Annotated in this window: 16 protein-coding genes; 6 read left to right on the top strand and 10 right to left on the bottom strand. The window is 67.7% G+C overall.

All coding sequences use genetic code 11. The features are described from left to right. Nucleotides 1-164: 164 nt before the first annotated feature. The 5 genes from rpmG to rnr all read right to left on the bottom strand — a co-directional run bounded on the left by rpmG (nt 165) and on the right by rnr (nt 5,126). Nucleotides 165-332 carry a 50S ribosomal protein L33 gene (rpmG, locus tag ACT54L_RS21560; RefSeq protein ID WP_274774733.1) on the bottom strand — a complete coding sequence of 56 codons (168 nt, stop codon included), beginning with the start codon at nt 330-332 and terminating at the stop codon, nt 165-167. 121 nt (nt 333-453) lie between these two features. Then, entirely contained in the window at nt 454-1,629 is a 1,176-nt protein-coding gene (locus ACT54L_RS21555; protein WP_476087695.1) for an MFS transporter, read from the bottom strand. Nucleotides 1,630-1,644: 15 nt separating this feature from the next. Beyond that, a complete protein-coding gene (locus ACT54L_RS21550; protein ID WP_476087694.1) occupies nt 1,645-2,379 on the bottom strand; it encodes an NUDIX hydrolase in 735 nt (244 codons plus the stop codon). Further along, nucleotides 2,376-2,807, bottom strand: a complete 432-nt coding sequence (locus ACT54L_RS21545; protein ID WP_476087693.1) for a DUF983 domain-containing protein — start codon at nt 2,805-2,807, stop codon at nt 2,376-2,378. The genes ACT54L_RS21550 and ACT54L_RS21545 overlap by 4 nt, the downstream gene beginning before the upstream one ends. 6 nt (nt 2,808-2,813) lie before the next feature. After that, complete coding sequence (rnr, locus tag ACT54L_RS21540; RefSeq protein ID WP_476087916.1) at nt 2,814-5,126, bottom strand: ribonuclease R; 2,313 nt, start codon at nt 5,124-5,126, stop codon at nt 2,814-2,816. Between the two features lie 402 nt (nt 5,127-5,528). Between rnr and ACT54L_RS21535 the strand changes: the two genes are divergently transcribed. Further along, on the top strand, nt 5,529-7,016 hold the full coding sequence (locus tag ACT54L_RS21535) for an MDR family MFS transporter (protein WP_476087692.1): 1,488 nt from the start codon (nt 5,529-5,531) through the stop codon (nt 7,014-7,016). 167 nt (nt 7,017-7,183) lie between these two features. Here ACT54L_RS21535 and topA read toward each other — a convergent pair whose 3' ends face one another. Then, nucleotides 7,184-9,907, bottom strand: a complete 2,724-nt coding sequence (gene topA / locus ACT54L_RS21530; RefSeq protein WP_476087691.1) for a type I DNA topoisomerase — start codon at nt 9,905-9,907, stop codon at nt 7,184-7,186. A gap of 191 nt (nt 9,908-10,098) precedes the next feature. Here topA and ACT54L_RS21525 point away from each other — a divergent pair, with 191 nt between their 5' ends. Further along, nucleotides 10,099-10,287 (top strand): hypothetical protein, encoded by a 189-nt coding sequence (locus tag ACT54L_RS21525; protein WP_476087690.1) that lies wholly within the window; start codon nt 10,099-10,101, stop codon nt 10,285-10,287. 9 nt (nt 10,288-10,296) lie between these two features. On the opposite strand, the gene dprA is transcribed toward ACT54L_RS21525, so the two are convergent. The 4 genes from dprA to ACT54L_RS21505 all read right to left on the bottom strand — a co-directional run bounded on the left by dprA (nt 10,297) and on the right by ACT54L_RS21505 (nt 14,465). After that, nucleotides 10,297-11,406 carry a DNA-processing protein DprA gene (gene dprA, locus ACT54L_RS21520; protein WP_476087689.1) on the bottom strand — a complete coding sequence of 370 codons (1,110 nt, stop codon included), beginning with the start codon at nt 11,404-11,406 and terminating at the stop codon, nt 10,297-10,299. Beyond that, entirely contained in the window at nt 11,403-12,041 is a 639-nt protein-coding gene (gene plsY / locus ACT54L_RS21515; protein WP_476087688.1) for a glycerol-3-phosphate 1-O-acyltransferase PlsY, read from the bottom strand. The genes dprA and plsY overlap by 4 nt, the downstream gene beginning before the upstream one ends. A 164-nt stretch (nt 12,042-12,205) precedes the next feature. After that, nucleotides 12,206-13,525: a dihydroorotase gene (locus ACT54L_RS21510; RefSeq protein WP_476087687.1), complete on the bottom strand. Its 1,320-nt coding sequence runs from the start codon at nt 13,523-13,525 to the stop codon at nt 12,206-12,208. Continuing rightward, nucleotides 13,518-14,465, bottom strand: coding sequence for an aspartate carbamoyltransferase catalytic subunit (locus ACT54L_RS21505; RefSeq protein ID WP_476087686.1), 948 nt, complete (start codon nt 14,463-14,465; stop codon nt 13,518-13,520). The genes ACT54L_RS21510 and ACT54L_RS21505 overlap by 8 nt, the downstream gene beginning before the upstream one ends. 171 nt (nt 14,466-14,636) lie before the next feature. On the opposite strand from ACT54L_RS21505, the gene ACT54L_RS21500 reads away from it, so the two are divergent. The 4 genes from ACT54L_RS21500 to phnC all read left to right on the top strand — a co-directional run bounded on the left by ACT54L_RS21500 (nt 14,637) and on the right by phnC (nt 18,164). Continuing rightward, nucleotides 14,637-14,933, top strand: coding sequence for a HigA family addiction module antitoxin (locus tag ACT54L_RS21500; protein WP_476087685.1), 297 nt, complete (start codon nt 14,637-14,639; stop codon nt 14,931-14,933). Nucleotides 14,934-15,061: 128 nt separating this feature from the next. After that, nucleotides 15,062-16,324: an amidase gene (locus ACT54L_RS21495; RefSeq protein WP_476087684.1), complete on the top strand. Its 1,263-nt coding sequence runs from the start codon at nt 15,062-15,064 to the stop codon at nt 16,322-16,324. Between the two features lie 474 nt (nt 16,325-16,798). Next, nucleotides 16,799-17,152, top strand: coding sequence for a DUF1428 domain-containing protein (locus tag ACT54L_RS21490; RefSeq protein ID WP_476087683.1), 354 nt, complete (start codon nt 16,799-16,801; stop codon nt 17,150-17,152). A gap of 205 nt (nt 17,153-17,357) precedes the next feature. Beyond that, complete coding sequence (gene phnC / locus ACT54L_RS21485) at nt 17,358-18,164, top strand: phosphonate ABC transporter ATP-binding protein (RefSeq protein ID WP_476087682.1); 807 nt, start codon at nt 17,358-17,360, stop codon at nt 18,162-18,164. Nucleotides 18,165-18,246 lie beyond the last annotated feature (82 nt).

Raw genomic sequence — 18,246 nt, 5'->3', positions numbered from 1 at the left:
GACAGGTTCGCGCCGGGGCGCCCAAGATCCAGCAAGCGTCCGCAGGGAATGCGCCGACCTGGACAGCCTGGGCGCCTGTCCGAGGAGGGGGCGCAAATAAAAAGGGCGCCCAGCGGGCGCCCTTGAAACCTCACCGCATGCGGCCCTCGAAGGGCCGCCGGGGATCACTTGATCTTGGTTTCCCGGAACTCCACGTGCTTCTTGGCGACCGGATCGTACTTCTTCAGCACCAGCTTGTCGGTCTTGGTGCGAGAGTTCTTCTTGGTCACATAGAAGGCGCCCGTGTCCGCGGTGGACAGAAGCTTGATCTTGATGGTTGCAGCCTTGGCCATAATCTAATCCCTGGTGCCGCTGTGGCGCGCGAGCCGGTTCTGGGTCGCGGCAATAAAAATCGGACGCGCTGCCGTTGCGGCGGCTCGTGGAGGCGGAAAGTCGTTCAAAACGTCACGGATGTCAAGCCTTGGCGGTGCCCATGAACACCAGCCGGCCCGCCACCACGGCCACATAGACCCCGAGCATTCCTGCGATCACCATCGCGAAGCCGTAGGGGTCGTACAGGTCCATGCCGAAGCCCACCAATGGCGGGCCGATGATGAGACCAATGGAATAGAGCATCACGAACGCCGCATTGGCGGCAGCGAGGTCGGCGCCATTGAAACGCGAGCCCAGGTGGGCAAGGCCCACGGTGTAGAGGCTGCCCACAATGCCGGTGACTAGGAAGATGGCGATCTTGAACGGCACGCCATCCACCGGCATGTGCGGCAAGGTCAAGGCCCCGATGGTGCCCACGCTGGCGCAGAACAGCAGCAATAGGCGCCGATCGATTCGGTCGCTGACGATGCCAAGCGGGATCTGGAACGCCACGTTGCCGAGGACGGCGATGGTGAGGAGCAGGGACGCCTGCCCGTCGGACATGCCGAGCCGCACGCCATAGAGCGGCAGGAAGCTCATAACCGCCGTCTCGATGGCCCCGAAGATCAGCGCCGCCAGCGTCGCAATGGGCGAGCGTCGCACAAAGCCGAGCACCCCGTGATGATCGCCATCACCGATGACCGGGGTCATGCCGCGGGCAAGAAGAATCGGCACCACGCCCAGCGACAGCACACAGGCGCCTGCCAGATAGGGAGCCCATCCCTTGGTGCCGAGGAAGCCGAGAATGGCCGGGCCGATGGCCGCTCCCACCGACAGCGCGGTGGCATAGATGCCCATCACCAGCCCGCGTCGGCTGGGTGGTGCCACGGCATTGATCCAGAACTCGCTGACGGCGAACAGCACGCACAAGGCGGCGCCCAGTGCGAAGCGCAGCGGGAACCAAAGGAGGAAGGATGAGGCGAGCTTGAAGGCCGGCAGGCTTAGCGCGGTGACCACGATGGCCAGCGTCAACAGCCAGCGGCAGCCGAGCTTGCGCACGAGAAGGGGGATGAACGGGGCCGTCGCGATGGTGGCGACGCCCGCCACGGCGGTGTTGATGCCGATCCAGGTCCCTGAGACCCCACGCGATTCCAGCTCGAGCGCAAGGAGGGGAATGGACAGGCTGATGCCGACGCCCACCACCGACACGGCGGAGATGGCGGCGGCAATGGAGGCGGTGCGGTTCGCCTGGATGGGCGACCGCGCGGGTGCGTGCATGAAACAGGGCCTCGTCTAATCCAGCAAAGCGCGCACGAACTTGCCGTGATGCATGCTGTAGAACGGCACGGGCAGATGTCGGCCGAAGCCTGCATCCAGCCGGGCGCGCAATTCATCGAGAATGACGCGCGTGATGGTCGGCAGTTCCGCGGCCTCAGTCTCCTTGAAGGTGAGCCAGCGGGTTTCGATAAGCTCCGATTGCGGCCCAACCATGCCGTCCACCTGGCCACCCACCGCGCTCACGTCCGCAGCGAAGAAGCGGGTGTCGAAGCGCTTCGGACGCCGGGGCGGCGTGATGGCACGCAGAACGAAGGTCAGCTCTTCCAGATTGGGGAAGATCTCGTGCTCGGCAAACGCTGCCCACGAATCGGACGGCACCTCGGGGGCGCCCGCTTCCTTGGTGCCGACCAGAAGGCCGGTCTCTTCGTACATTTCGCGGATTGCGGCCACTGCCAGGGCGCGGGGCCGGCTGGCGCTGGCGCGCGACACCGATTGTCCGAGCCGCCGGTCGCTGTCCGCATCGAGCATCCCGAACACCGGCATGGCGCGGTCCGTGGCTTCCAGGCGACCGCCGGGGAAGACGAACACATTGGGCATGAAGCGGTGGTCGGGATGGCGCAGGCCCATCAGGACCCGCGGTTCGCGGCCGGACCGATCCAGAAGGATCAGCGCCGCTGCATCCGACGGGCGTACATTCGGCCAGTCCTGTTTGCGTTCGGCGGCGGTGAGGCGTTGGGCGAGATCGGTCATTGTGTGTTCGGCCGTGCGGCCGGCGTGACCGGCTCGTGTTCGGGGCTGAGGGGATCGAAACCATGCATGCGCAGCGCCCATTGGAGGGCGACGAGCGCGCCCTTTATGGGCGGCAGAAGCGCAAGGCTCAAGAGCAGTGTGAGGGGAAGGAAGATCACGAGGTGCAGCCAGATGGCCGGACGGAACAGTTCCTCCACCAGGACCAGCAGCGGAACCACGATGTGGCCGACAGCGAAGATGACCATGTAGGGCGGCGCATCATCGGCGCGGTGGTGGTAATAGGCCTCGCCGCAGACGGTGCAATGGTCGGCGACCTTGAGATAGCCGCTGAACAGGCGACCGGAGCCGCAGCACGGGCAGCGGCACATGGCGCCCCGCGCCATGGCATTGCCCCATGCACGGGGAGCCGGCTCTTGCTCGCCTTCCATGACCGGTCAGTTTCCCTTTCCGCTCGTCCGCCGCTTCGGGCCTCGTGCCGAATGCGCGCGTGCTGGACCCTTGCGACCGCCTGCATCTCCATCCCCGGTGCTCGGGTGATCGGAGGGGGCGCCCGTTCTCCGCTTCCCGAAAGGAAGGGAGCGCCGCCGCGCGCCCTTTACATAGGTGCCTTCCGTCAGAAGCTCAAATCTCAAAGCGCCCGCCACCGGGGCTGCTTCCACCAGCTTGACTTCCACACGGTCGCCGATGCGGTGCATTTCGCCGGTGCGGTCGCCCACCAGGGCCTGCCGGGCTTCGTCGAAGCGGTAGTAATCCATGCCCAGGGTTGAAGCCGGGATGAAGCCGTCGGCGCCGGTTTCATCCAGGGCGACGAAGAGGCCGGCCTTGGTGGCGCCGGTGACGCGGGCGCGGAAGGTGGCGCCGATCTGGTCCGCCAGGTGGTGCGCGATGAGCCGGTCCACGGTCTCCCGCTCGGCCGCCATGGCTCGCCGTTCCGTCGCCGAGATGGTGGTGGCGATTTCTGCGAGCTGGTCGGGGGTGGTGCCCTCGGGCAGGCCGTCGCGGCCGGCATCATGGGCGCGCACCAGGGCGCGGTGGACGATCAAGTCCGCATAGCGGCGGATCGGCGAGGTAAAATGCGCGTAGCGGCGCAGGTTCAGGCCGAAATGCCCATAGTTTTCCGAAGCATATTCAGCCTGCGATTGGCTGCGCAGGATCACCTGGTTCACCAGCGGGGCCACGTCTGTGCCGGCAACCTGGGCGAGGATGCGGTTGAAGGTGGAGGGGCGCACCTGGTCCGCCTTCGGCAGCTTGATGTCGATGGTGGCCAGGAAGTCCCGCAGATTGGCGATCTTTTCGAGGGTCGGGCCGTCATGGACCCGGTAGATGAGGGGCGTGTGCTTGGCTTCCAATGTTTCTGCGGCGGCCACATTGGCGAGGATCATGAATTCCTCGATCAATCGGTGGGCGTCCAGGCGTTCGGGCACGACCACCTTGTCCACGGTGCCGTCCGGCTTCAGCAGGATCTTGCGCTCCGGCAGGTCCAGTTCCAGCGGCTGGCGGGCATCGCGTGCCTTCTTCACACAGGCGTAGGCCGCATAAAGCGGCGTCAGGACGTGGTCCAGCAGCGGGGCGGTGGTGTCGTCCGGCGTGCCATCCTTGGCCGCCTGCGCCTGGGCATAGGCCAGCTTGGCGGCCGAACGCATGAGGATGCGGTGGAAGGTATGGCCCTTCTTGCGTCCGTCGGGCGCGATCACCATGCGCACGGCAAGGGCGGGGCGGTCTTCCAGCGGGCGGAGCGAGCACAGATCGTTGGAGATGCGCTCGGGCAGCATGGGGACGACCCGGTCGGGAAAATAGACCGAGTTGCCGCGCAGCAGGGCCTCGCGGTCCAGCGCCGTGTCCGGCCGCACATAGGCGGCCACGTCGGCAATGGCCACGGTGACGATGAAGCCGCCTTCATTGTCGGGGTCCGCGTCCGCCTCCGCATGGACCGCGTCGTCATGGTCCTTCGCATCGGGCGGGTCGATGGTGATGAGGGGCAGGCTGCGCCAGTCCTCGCGGCCGGCAAGGGAGGCGGCCTTCGCCGCTTCCGCTTCCGCCATGACGGAGGCGGGGAAGACGTGAGGGATGCCATGGGCATGGATGGCCACAAGCGAGACCGCCTTCTCGGAGGCCAGTGAGCCCAGGCACTCCTTCACCCGTGCGGTGGGCAGGCCGAAGACACGCTGGCGCATCACCTCGACGGTAACGAGATCACCGTCCTTGGCGTCATTTTCGGCGCCGGGGGGCACCTGGAGTTCGCGGCCGAGATTCTTCTTGTCGACGGGAATGATCCGGCCACCCCCGTGGGGGGCGGCCCGGAAGATCCCCAGGGTTTGCTTGCGCGCCTTCTCCAGCACCTTGATGACCCGGCCCGCATAGAGACCTTCGTCGGGCCGGTGATCGGAAATGCGCAGCAGGACGCGATCCTGAAGGCCGGGAGCTGGACCTCGAGCGCGGCGGGGCACCTCGACGAGGATGCGCGGCGGCTCGCCCTGTTCCTCGTCCCATTCCACGGGCACGGCCACGAACTCGCCATCCGCGTCGCGCGCGGTGATGTCCGCCAGCACGACGCCGGGGAGGGCGCCGGGTACGTGCATACGCCGCCGGCGCCGATCGAGTGCGCCTTCGCTCTCCAGGTCTTGGAGGAGATCCTTCAAGGCCAGTTTTTGGTCCGCATCCAGGCCGAAAGCGCGGGCGATCTCGCGCTTGCCCACCTCGCCCGCCTGGGAGGCGATGAACGACAGCACCTCGGCCTTGGTGGGCATGGTGCCCTTTTCGCGGCCGGCGAACAGGGTGTCCGCGGCCTCCTGAGCGGCATTGGCCGCCCGCGCGGCGCGGCGCGCAGCCCGGTTCTTGCCGTGCACGGCTGTGCCCGCCTTCGAGCTGGTCTTGCGCGCCATGGGCGCGCGGCCGGGGGGGACAGAGCGTTTGGCCAAGCTTAACCTTCCATTAATTCCCGCACGCTAGCCGACCCGCGGCCTCGCGGCCAGCCCACCTTTCACCCTCATGCGCTGAGCGCCGGACTGGCGTGGCTCATATGCCGCATGCCGGGTTGATGGGACCGGACTCAAGGGCCAAAGTGCGGGCGCTTCGCTGCTGGAGGCATCGCCCGGCAGTGCTCTCCCCATTTTGGGCGTTCGCCGCCTCTTCTTTCCGCGAGTTACCCCATGCATGCCCCCGTTCCCCCAGAGGACGCACCGCCTGTGCTTGGCCATGCGGAGATTCGCAGCATCCTCCTTGGCATCATGCTGGCCATGCTCCTGGCCGCGCTCGACCAGACCATCGTCGCCACGGCCCTGCCCACCATCGGGGCGGACCTGAACGACTTCGTGAACCTGTCCTGGGTGGTCACGGCCTATCTCCTCGCTTCCACCGCGGTGACGCCGCTTTACGGCAAGCTCAGCGACATCCACGGGCGCGGGGTCATGATGACCGGCGCCATCATTGTGTTCACGCTGGGCTCCATCGCCTGCGCCCTCGCCCCCAGCATGCTGGTTCTGATCCTGGCGCGGGGCCTGCAGGGCCTCGGGGGAGGGGGGCTCATCTCCCTGGCGCAGACCATCATCGCCGACATCATCCCGCCGCGCGAACGGGGCCGCTACCAGGCGTTGATCGCCAGCGTTTTTGCCGCCAGCTCCATCGCCGGGCCGGTGCTCGGGGGCGTCATGGCGCAGCATCTCGACTGGTCCATGATCTTCTGGATCAACCTGCCGCTGGGCATTGGCGCCTTCCTGATGATCCGCAAAATCATGGGGCGCCTGCCGCGTCACGAGCGCCCGCACAAGCTGGACTTGCCTGGGGCGCTGCTTTTGATCGTCTCTGCGGTCTCGCTCATGCTTGCCCTGTCCTGGGGCGGTGTCTCCTATCCTTGGCTCAGCTTTCAGGTGCTCGGGCTTTTCGTCGTGGCGGTCATTGGCAGCGTCGCCTTCGTGTGGCGCATGCGCGCCACCAGCGAGCCCTTCCTGCCGCTGGACATGATGTCCAACCAGGTGGTTGCCACCGGCATTGCCGCCGCCTTCTTCATGTATGGGCTGATGATTGCCCTGACCATCGTGACCCCGCTGTATTTCGAGGCGGCCTGGCGCCTGTCCTCCAGCGCGGCCGGCCTTGCACTGATCCCTCAGATGGCGGGCACGGTGGTGGGCGCCATCTCATCGGGACGGGCGATGGCGCGCCTGAAGAGCTACAAGCTGCCGGCGCTGGTGGGATCGGTGTCCAGCACGGCCTGTCTGTGCGCCATGGCGGTTTTTCCCGCCGGCGGCTCCCATGCCCTGCAGATCGGGCTTCTCGCAGTGGCCTCCGTGGGCATGGGAACGGTGTTTCCCCTGTCGACGGTGGCGATCCAGAATGCGGTTCAACCCCATCAGCTGGGCACGGTCACGGGCGCGGCCAATTTCTTCCGCGCCCTGGGCGGCGCCCTGTTCGTGGCGGTGCTGGGCGCGGTGCTCCTGGGCACCATTGGTGGTGGGGAATCCGGAGATGTCAGCGCCCTTGCCGCGCATGCGGAACCCGCGCTTCTGACCCACGCCTTCCATCTGGTCTACGGAACGGCGGCCTTTGTCTCTCTGCTGGGCACCGTCTGCATCTTCGCCATGCGCCAGCTTCCGCTGCGGGCCAGCGTGCAGAACAACCCAGAATTGAGTCTGGTCGAGTAAGCAGCGCGGCGATCGCAGGCGCCGCGCTTTAGGACCTTGGGGCCTGAGAAGGCCTCCTCGCGCCGGTCGTCGTGCGGGCAAGGCGGCGGCAGACCACATGTCCCCGCGGCGCCTGCCGGACGATGAGCCGGATTAGGTCCGCGCCCGGCCGGGCGCGAGCCTGCGGCCTATCCAGCCTTGGCGGGCTTTGCCGCTCCGCTGGTCTTCGGGCTTCCCGCCTTGGGCGCAGCCTTGGCGGCAGACGGGCTCGCCGTCTTTTTGGCCGCCGTCTTCTTGGCTGGCGCCTTCTTCGCGGCCGTCTTCTTGGCGGGGGCGTCGCCGTCCGCCGGCTCGGCAGCCTTGGCCTTGCGCGCGCCACCCCGGGCGGGCTTTGTCGGCGAGGCGGCCGCCTTGGCGTTGACGATCTCGACCGCCTGCTCCAGGGACAGCGTCTCCGGGTCAACGGACTTGGGCAAGGTGGCGTTCACCTTGCCGTGGTTCACGTAAGGCCCGAAACGGCCGGCGCGCACGGTGATCGGCCCGCCGAGGGTGGGATGATCGCCCAACGTCCGCCCAGCGGCTGCGGCGCCTCCGCGCCCGCCCCGTCCCTTGGACTGCTTGTCGGCGATGAGTGCCACGGCCCGATTGAGGCCGATGGCGAGGATGTCGTCGTCCGCCTCCAGATTGGCGTAGGTCCGCCCGTGCTGGACATAGGGCCCATAGCGGCCGATGCCGGCCAGGATCGGCTCCTGGTCGTCCGGGTGGCGGCCGATCTCGCGCGGCAGAGCGAGCAGCTTGAGAGCCGTGTCGAGGTCGATGGTGGCCGGCGTCACGCCCTTGGGCAGGCTGGAGCGCTTGGGCTTTTCGCCCTCCGCCCCTTCGCCGAGCTGGAGATAGGCACCAAAGCGCCCGTCCCGGACGGTGACCTCCAGCCCGGTCTCGGGATCGGCGCCGAGCTTGCGCACGCCATCGCCTTCCGGCGCCGCCTCTCCGCCCGACAGGGGGCGGGTATAGCGGCATTCGGGATAGTTCGAGCAGCCGATGAAGGCGCCGAACTTGCCCATCTTCAGGGACAGACGCCCGGTGCCGCATGTGGGGCAGGCGCGCGGGTTGCTGCCATCGGTGGCCGGCGGGAAGATGTGCGCGGTCAGCATCTCATCCAGGGCATCGAGCACCTGGGAGACGCGCAGGTCCTTGGTGGCGTCCACCGCCAGGGCAAAGTCCGCCCAGAACTCGCGCAGGACCTGTTTCCAGTCGATCTCGTCAGCCGAGATCTTGTCGAGCTTTTCTTCCAGGTCCGCCGTGAAGTCATACTCCACATAGCGGGTGAAGAAGCTCTGCAGAAAGGCTGTCACCAGCCGTCCCTTGTCTTCCGGGACGAGCCGCTTCTTCTCCAGCTTCACATATTCCCGGTCGCGCAACACAGCGAGCACCGCCGCATAGGTCGAGGGGCGGCCGATGCCCAGCTCTTCCATGCGCTTGACGAGCGAGGCTTCCGAATAGCGCGGCGGTGGCTCGGTGAAGTGCTGGGTGGTCTGGATGCCGCGCTTGTCCAGCTTCTCGCCGGCGGACATTGCAGGCAGGCGGCGGCTCTCCTCGTCGTCGTCCTCGTCGTCCTTGCCCTCCCGATAGAGGGTGAGGAAGCCGTCGAACTTCACCACCGTGCCGGTAGCGGTCAGCTCCAGGGCGCGGGAGCCGGCCTGGGCGAGGATGTCAGCGGTGGTGCGCTCCAGCTCGGCGGATTCCATCTGGCTGGCCACGGTGCGGGTCCAGATGAGGTCGTAAAGGCGCGCCTGCTCGTCATCCAGGTGCCGGGCCACGGATTTGGGCGTGCGGGAGGGATCGGTCGGCCGGATGGCCTCGTGGGCCTCCTGGGCGTTCTTGGCCTTGGTGGTGTATTTGCGTGGAACACCAGGCAGATAGCGTCCGCCGAACTGGTCGGAGATGGCACTGCGCGTGGCGGCGACCGCCTCGGGCGCCATGTCCACGCCGTCGGTTCGCATATAGGTGATGAGGCCCACCGTCTCGCCGCCCACGTCCACGCCTTCATAAAGGCGCTGGGCGATCTGCATGGTGCGAGCCGGGGCAAGGCCCAGCTTGCGGCTGGCCTCCTGCTGCAGGGTGGAAGTGGTGAAGGGCGGCTGGGGATGCCGCTTCAAGGGCTTTGCCTCCACCGAGCGGACGGTGAAGGCCGCGCGCTCCAGATCTGCGCGGAAGGCGGCCGCTTCCTCGGCTGTTCCAACCGAAAGACGGGTGATCTTCTTCCCGTCGGCGCCGGAGAGCCGGGCCTCGAAGGCATCGCCCCGCGGCGTCGTGAGCTGGGCAAGGATCGACCAGTATTCGCGGGCGACGAAGGTCTCGATCTCCCGCTCCCGGTCACAGACGAGGCGCAGCGCCACCGATTGCACGCGACCGGCGGATCGGGCGCCGGGCAGCTTGCGCCAGAGCACGGGAGAGAGCGTGAAGCCCACCAGATAGTCGAGGGCGCGGCGGGCCAGATAGGCATCCACCAGCGCCACGTCGACGGCGCGGGGGGCCTTCATGGCATCCAGCACGGCCTGCTTGGTGATGGCGTTGAACACCACCCGCTCGACCTTCTGGCCCTTCAGTGCCTTCTTTTCCTTCAGGATCTCAAGCACATGCCAGGAAATGGCCTCGCCTTCGCGATCCGGGTCGGTGGCGAGGATGAGGCCGTCGGCTTCCTTCACCGCCTTGGCGATCTCGTTGAGCCGCTTCTGCGCCTTGGGGTCGACCTCCCAGAGCATGCGGAAGTCCGCATCGGGGTCCACCGATCCGTCCTTGGAAGGAAGATCGCGCACATGGCCGTACGAGGCGATCACCTCGTAGTCCGGGCCGAGATATTTGTTGATCGTCTTCGCTTTAGCCGGCGATTCGACGATGACGACCTGCATGACCGACGCTGTCTCTTGAAAGGCTACCGCAGCCCCTGGCGGCGGCGGCAACATGGGGGGCGATGGGGAATGTGTCAAATCTTCCGCGATGGAACGGGCAATCAGCGGAAGAATGGTGCTCTACAACCCTTGGTAGCTGGAAAAAAGATTGTCTATCTACAGTATGGGATGGCAGGGATGGGAGCAACGGCATGTCGGGCGGACCCGCCGGGAACGAACCGGGCGACGCGGTGGATTTCGCGGCTTACGTCGCCTCGCTGGCGGCGGAACTGTCGCGGGTGGCGCGCGGCCATCGGCTGACAACCCTCGGATATCTCTTGGAAATGGTGCTTCTAGAGGCGCGCGGTGTGCTGCGCAAGGCCGAGCCCGGGCGGGACTGAGGGGGAGGCTCACAGCAGGGACACCATCCCTCCGGCGTGGCGCTCCAGACGTCCAGCCAGTTCCAGCTCCAGCAGCACCACCTGGACCTGGGCGGCGCTGGCGGGAGCGAGGCGCACGAGATCGTCAATCGGGGTGGGCACCGGGCCCAACAGTTCCACGATGCGGGCGCGAACCGTGTCAGGAGGCGGCTCAAGACCCAGGGGCTCGGCGGGGGCCTCCACCTCGGGAGGCGTGCCATGCTCCAGCTGAGGCGCCAGAACTTCAAGAATATCAGCAGCTTCCGTCACAAGCGTGGCACCGGTCTTCAACAGCTTGTTGGAGCCTCCGGCGCGCGGGTCCAGCGGCGAGCCGGGCACGGCGAACACTTCCCGGCCCTGCTCGGCGGCGAGGCGCGCGGTGATGAGGGAGCCGGAGCGCTCCGCCGCTTCCACCACCACCACGCCGAGCGCCATGCCGGAGACCAGACGGTTGCGCCGGGGGAAGTCGCGGGCGCGGGGTTCCCAGCCCAGCGGCATTTCGGAGACGAGGGCGCCCTGGGCGAGGATGTCCTCCATAAGGCCAATGTTTTCAGCCGGATAGGGCTTGGCCAGGCCGCCGGCGAACACCCCCACCGTGCCGGTTGCGAGGCTGGCCCCGTGGGCGGCGGCATCGATGCCGCGGGCCAGGCCCGAGACGATGGAAAAGCCGTTTGTCCCTAAGTCCTTGGCGAGGCGCGCGGCCATGGTGCGGCCGGCGGCTGAGGCGTTGCGGGCGCCCACGATGGCCACCATGGGGGCCATCAGCGCCCGGTCCTGCCCGCGCACCGCCAGCACCGGGGGAGAATCGTCCAACCCCTTCAAATGCTTGGGATAAGAGGCATCGGCCAGGGTCAAAAGCCGCCCGCCCATGCGGGTGAGCGCCGCGATCTCGTCCTCGGTTTCGGCGATGGTGGGAATGCGCGGCGGGATCAGGCGGCCACCCCGCAAAGCCAGTGCTGGCAAGGCTTCGAGGGCTGCGGAGGCGCCGCCGAACTGGTTGATGAGGGCCCGGAAGGTGCGGGGGCCCACATGCTCGGTGCGGATCAGCCGCAGCCAGTCGCGGCGCTGGGCTGGGGAAAGCCGCGCGCCGCTCTTGGTCATCCCTTTGAGCCTTCAGCGCTTTTTGACTTTGCGCCGATCCGCCCCTCGGTCCCAGCCAAAAGCCGTGCGATGTTGGCGTGGTGCTTCAGCCAGAGCAAAATCGCAAGGCCCGCCAGGAAGATAGCGGTGGTCGGGGCGCCCAGGAGATAGGCGCTGATGGGAGTCGCTACCGAGGCGGTGAGCGCCGCGAGGGAGGAGTAGCGGCTGAGATAGGCGACGGCGAGCCAGACCAGGGCAAAGGCGAGGGCGGACGGCCAGTAGAGCGCCAGGGTCACACCCAGGAAAGTCGCGACCCCCTTACCACCCTTGAAGCCCAGCCAGACCGGCCACAAATGCCCCAGGAAGGCAAAAAAGCCAGCAACCAGAGCGGCTTCCGGCCCGAACAGAGCGCGGGCCAGGAGCACCGCCACGGTGCCCTTCAGGGCATCGCCCAGGAGGGTGGCGGCGGCCAGGTCCTTGCGCCCAGTGCGCAGCACATTGGTGGCGCCGATATTGCCGGAGCCGATGGTGCGGATGTCCGTGGTGCCGGCGAGGCGGGTCACCAGGATGCCGAAGGGGATGGACCCCAAAAGGTATCCCAATGCAGCGCTGGCCAAGGTGAGGGGGAGCGAAAGGCTCCAGATCAAGGTCGACATGGGGTCCGAGGAAGCCGGAGGAACATCAATTCTAGGCTTAGACTAAGGTGCGCTCCCGGCGCATCGCAATCCAGGGTGCCGCGCGTTCTCTAAAGCGGACGATTTGGCCGCTTCCGCGATCACGTCGTGCCAGCCGGGGCGGGTCGGCCCCGGCCGGATCGGGCTCACACCAGTTCGTAGACCGTCCGCCCGGCCACCACCGTGCGCAGCACCCGGCCGGACAGGCGGGCCTCGTCGAAGGGGGTGTTGCGCGAGCGCGACTTCAACTGCCGGGGGTCGAGCACATAGGGCAGGTCGGGATCGAACACGATCACGTCCGCCGGGGCGCCCGGCCGCAAGGTGCCGGCGTTCAGCCCGAGCAGGTCGGCCGGCTTGGTGGAAAGGGCATAGAGCAGGTTCACCAGATCCACCTGCTCGGAATGCACCAGGCGCAGGGCGGCCGAGAGCAGCGTCTCCAGCCCGATGGCGCCCGGCTCGGCTTCCGCGAAGGGCAGGCGCTTGACCTCCACGTCCTGCGGCGTGTGGTCGGAGACCACCACGTCGATGAGGCCGGAGGCGAGCGCGCGGATCAGGGCCTGGCGGTCGTCCTCGGCGCGCAGCGGCGGGCGCAGCTTGAAGAAGGTGCGGTACTGGCCGATGTCCAGCTCGTTGAAGGACAGGTGGTTGATGCTCACCGAGGCGGTCACCGGCAGGCCGGCTTCCTTGGCGCGGGCGAGCACTTCCAGCGATTCGATGCAGGTCAGCGAGGCGGCGTGGTAGCGGCCCTGGGTCATGGCCACCAGCCGCAGGTCGCGCTCCAGCACGATGGTTTCGGCGGCGCGCGGATTGCCGGGCAGGCCGAGGCGGGAGGCAAAGGCCCCCTCGTTCATGGCGCCGCCGGACATGGTGGCATCCTCGGTGTGGTGCACCATGAGGGCGTCGAAGTCGCGGCCATAGGCCAGTGCCCGCCGCAGCACCTGGGCACTCTTCACCGAGCGGTCGCCATCGGTGAAGGCGACGGCGCCGGCGGCCTGGAGCAGGCCGATCTCGGTCATCTCCTCGCCCTTGAGGCCTTTGGTGAGGGCCGCCATGGGGTGGACGCGCACCACCGCCGTGTCACGGGCGCGGCGCAGGATGAAGTCCACGATGGCCGGGTCGTCCACCACCGGGTCGGTGTCGGGCTGGCAGACGATGGTGGTCACGCCGCCGGCAGCGGCGGCATGGCTGGCGGAGGCCAGCGTCTCGCGATGCTCGGCGCCCGGCTCGCCCACGAAGGCGCGCATGTCCACGAGGCCGGGGGCGACCACCGCACCGGCGCAATCCACCACCTCGGCGCCATCGGGCACGCCGGTGGCGGCAAGGCCGAAGCCGGCATCCCGGATGACACCGTCGGCGAGCAGCACGTCGCCGCGATAATCCGCGTCGCGGGAGGGGTCGATGATGCGGGCATTGGCGAGCACCAGGGGATGGGGCTCGGACCAGAGGGGGCGACCAGTCTCACGCATTGGGAAGCTTCCGCGCCAGCATGTCCAGCACCGCCATGCGCACGGCGACGCCCATCTCCACCTGCTCGCGGATCAGCGACTGGGCACCGTCCGCGACCGCCGAATCGATCTCCACGCCCCGGTTCATGGGGCCGGGATGCATCACCAGCGCATCGGGCTTGGCCCGCCGCAGCTTCTGCTCGTCGAGGCCGAAATAATGGAAATATTCCTTCACCGAGGGGATGAAGGACCCCGCCATGCGCTCGCGCTGGAGGCGCAGCATCATGACGATGTCCGCCCCCTCCAGTCCGCTCTCCATGGTCTTGTGCACCTCGACGCCGAACTGCTCGATGCCGCTCGGCAGCAAGGTGGAGGGGGCGACCACGCGCACCTGGGCCCCCAGCGTGTGGAGCAGATGGATGTTGGAGCGGGCCACCCGCGAATGCATCACGTCGCCACAGATGGCCACCGTCAGCCCCTGGATGGTGCCCTTGTTGCGGCGGATGGTGAGCGCATCGAGCAGCGCCTGGGTCGGGTGCTCATGGGCCCCGTCGCCGGCATTGATGACGCAGCAATCCACCTTGCGGGCGAGCAGGGCGACCGCGCCGGAGGCGTGGTGGCGCACCACCAGAAGGTCGGGGTGCATGGCGTTCAGCGTCACCGCCGTGTCGATGAGGCTCTCGCCCTTCTTCACCGAGGAATTGCCCACCGACATGTTCATCACGTCCGCGCCGAGCCGCTTGCCGGCGATCTCGAACGAGGACTGAGTGCGGGTGGAAGCCTCGAAGAAGAGGTTGATCTGCGTCCGCCCGCGCAGGGTGGTCCGCTTCTTTTCCACTTGCCGGTTGAGGGTGACGAACTCCTCGGCAAGATCGAGCAGGCCGACGATCTCGTCGGCCGACAGTCCCTCGATACCGATGAGGTGCCGAGAGGAGAGAGTATAGGGCGAGGCTGATGACATGGCAGGCCGGAGCCATACCGGACCCCACGCCCCCCCGCAAGCACGGAAGGGGCCGGGCGCGCGCAGGCCTTGCGTTTGGTGGGGAGGGCGTCAGCGGGGCGGGGGAGGGAAGGGGGAGTAGCGTGTATCAGTCTGTGATACAAATGCCCGAGAAGACCAAGGAGGGTCGCCGTGGCCGCTCCCTTTGCGAACCCCATTCACCCGGGTGAGTTCCTGCGCGAGGAATATCTGGTGCCGCTCGCCTTGAGTCCCGGCAAGCTGGCGCGGGCGCTTGGCGTTCCGCGCACCCGCATCGAGCGGATCGTGCGGGAGGAGATCGGCATCTCCCCCGACACCGCCTTTCGCCTCGCCCGCTTCTTCTCCACCACGCCGGTCTTCTGGCTTAATCTGCAACTGGCGTACGACCTTGAGAGCGAGGCGCCCCGGCTGGCGGGCGAGATCGAGAAGATCGTCCCTTATGCGGCTTGAGCGCGGGTGGGCGGGGTGATCCCCGCCTGAGGCAGAGCGCGCGGAAGCGGGCATGATAAGGTGCGCCCGCTTTTCGGCTCGGCGCCCGGCCGGGTCCCTCGTTTTCGCGTTCCCGGAGTCCTCCCCCCATGCTGCTCGCCCGCGACCTTGCCCTCGACATCCGCGCCGGCCGGCTTTCCCCCGCCGACGTGCTCGCCCGGGGCGTTGCCGCCATCGCCGCCCATGAGCCGCAGGTGCGCGCCTTCGAGAGCCTGGACCTGGAGGCGGCGGCCAAGGCGGCGCAAGAGCCGGGCTTGGCGCAGCGCCCGCTGGCGGGCCTCGCGGTGGCGGTGAAGGACATTCTGGACACCCGCGACCTGCCCACCACCTATGGGTCAAACATCTATGCCGGCCATCGGCCGACGCAGGACGCTCCCGTGGTGCGGCAGGTGAAGCGGGCGGGTGGCCTCGTGCCGGGCAAGGCGGTGACCACGGAATTTGCCTTCCTGAAGCCCTCGGTGACGCGCAATCCACGCAATCTCGCGCATTCCCCCGGCGGCTCGTCCTCTGGCTCGGCGGCGGCGGTGGCGGCGGGCATGGTGCCGCTGGCGCTGGGCACCCAGACTGGCGGCTCGGTGATCCGGCCGGCGGCCTTCTGCGGGGTGACCGGCTACAAGCCCACCTTCCGCACCTTGCCCACCTTGGGCATGAAGACCTTCTCCTGGCATCTGGACACCATCGGCGTGTTCGGCGCCCGCGTGGCGGATGTCGCCTTCGCGGTGGGGGCCATGACCGGGCGGGACCTGGACATCGGCGAGGGCGTGGCCAATGCCCCGCGCATTGCGCTGGTGCGCACCGCCCGTGCGGACCATGCCGATGCCGACGCCCACGTGGCGCTTGAGGCCGCCGCAAAGGCCGCCGTGGCGGCGGGGGCGAAGGTGACCGTGGTGGACCTGCCCGCCGAGATCGAGGCGGCCGATGCCATGTGCCCGGTGATTCAGGACTTCGAGGCCGCCATCGCCTTGGCGGATGACTTTGACTTCCACCGCGCGGAGATGTCGGACCTGCTGGCCGCGCATCTGGAGCGGGCGGCGGCCATCACCAGCGATGCCTATGATTCCGCCCGCCGAACCGCCAAGCGCGCCCGCCATGCGCTGGGCGACCTGTTCACGGAGCAGGATGCGCTGCTCACCTTCTCGGCCCCCGGCGCCGCGCCGGAAGGCTTTGCCACCACGGGTTCGGCCATGTTCAACCGGCTGTGGACCCTCATGGGCACGCCCTGCATCAATGTGACCGGGCTCGAGAATGCCGCCGGACTGCCGGTGGGCGTGCAGGTGGTGGGCCGTTTCGGCCGCGACCGCAACGCCTTGCTGGTGGCCGCATTCCTGGAACGGGCCATCCGCCAGCGGTGAGGCCGCCGGCACCCGCGCGGGAGCCGGGCGCCCCTTTGCATTTTTTTGCCGCGGTCTCCGTGCGGCGCGTCATGGGATGCGCCGCTGATATGCTTCGACTTTCGTCGGGCCTCCGCCGCGTTGCACGGCGCCTTTGCGGCGTTGCAGTACGTTTATTGCCTTTTAACCCATGAATTCTTCGCTAAAGTTGCGTTGAAGATCGACCTGCAAAGGGCGTTGAGAGGTGAACCACGGCAGGAAGTTCGACATGCTCTCCCTATGTGCCGCTTTGGCCTTTATCGGCGCGGTGCTTCTGGGCGTGATCTGAGCTCGGCCCCACACTCAAGCCGCCTTCCATAAACACAAAAACCCCGAAGGAAGGTCGATCGGGCGGCGCTGGGAAACCCCAGCGCCGCTTTTTTTTGCCCGGCCTGTCGGCGCGGCCCGCCCCCCGTCGTCCTTCGCGGGCGGGAGATGCATCAGGGAGGGTCTGCCATGGCCTATGTGGACGGGTTCGTGATCGCCGTGCCGAAGGAGAAGATCGAGGACTACCGCGCGCTGGCGGAACTGGCCGGGGCCATCTGGAAGGAGCACGGGGCGCTGGCGGTGGTGGAATGCGTGGGCGACGACGTGCCTTATGGCACGCTCACCTCCTTCCCCCGCGCCGTGCAGGCCACCGACGACGAGGTGGTGGTCTTCTCCTGGATCCTGCATGCCTCGCGGGAGGCGCGGGACGCCACCAATGCCAAGGTGTTCGCCGATCCCCGCCTGCCCAAGGGCCCGGACGCCATGCCCTTCGACGGCAAGCGCATGATCTATGGCGGCTTCAGGACGCTGGTGGAGCTGTGACGCCGTCATGAAAGGCCGGCCGGGCCGGCATTTGTCCAGTCCGGCCGACAAATTTTTGACCGTGGGGCGTGTCGGGTAAGATTTTGAAAAGACGTCGGTTTCTCTGAATGCTCGCCGCCCGCGGCGGCCGCCATCACCGAACCGTCACACGTCTGTTGCGGGACATCCTTAATGGAAAGCTCCGGGACGAAGCGGAGCTCTGCGCATGCTCGTTATGGAAGGCCTCACTTGCCGCTTCGGCGACAAGGTGGCGGTGGCGGATGTCAATCTTCAGATCGGTGGCGGCGCCTTCGTGGGCGTGATCGGCCGGTCCGGGGCGGGCAAGTCCACCTTGTTGCGCATGGTCAACCGCCTGCAGGATTCCACTGGCGGCCGCATCCTTTATGACGGCCGCGACGTGACCGGCCTGAAGGGCCAGGCGCTGCGCCAGTGGCGCGCCCAGGCCGCCATGGTGTTCCAGCAATTCAATCTGGTGGGCCGGCTCGACGTGCTCACCAACGTGCTCATGGGGCGCCTGTCCACCATGCCCACCTGGCGCGCGCTCTCCAAGAGCTGGAGCGCCGACGACAAGGCCATGGCGCTCTCCGCTCTCGACCAGTTCGACATGGCGCCCTTTGCCGGCCAGCGGGCGGACAGCCTGTCGGGCGGCCAGCAGCAACGGGTCGCCATCGCCCGCGCCCTGGTCCAGGAGCCCGGCCTGATCCTGGCCGACGAGCCCATCGCCTCGCTGGACCCGCGCAACACCAAGGTGGTGATGGACGCGCTCCTGCGCATCAACAAGCATTTCGGCATCACCGTCCTGTGCAACCTGCACTCGCTTGAGCTGGCCCGCACCTATTGCGACCGGCTGGTGGGCATGGCGGGCGGGCGCGTGGTGTTCGACGGCGCCCCCGCCGCCCTTACCGAGGATGTGGCGCGCGACCTTTATGGTCTCGAGGCGGGGGAGGTGATGGACGTGGACCCGCATCCCGCGCCCTTCGGCACGACGGCGGAGGCCGCCGTCACGGTCTGAGCTGCGGTTCCGACACTTGGCTTTTCGATCCGGGCGGTCCGCTGCCCGGGCGGGACGGCGCGCGCGCCGTCCGACCCGTTGC

The organism is Aquabacter sp. DMC10, from assembly GCF_056314145.1.
This window is presented reverse-complemented; position numbering and strand designations above follow the sequence as displayed.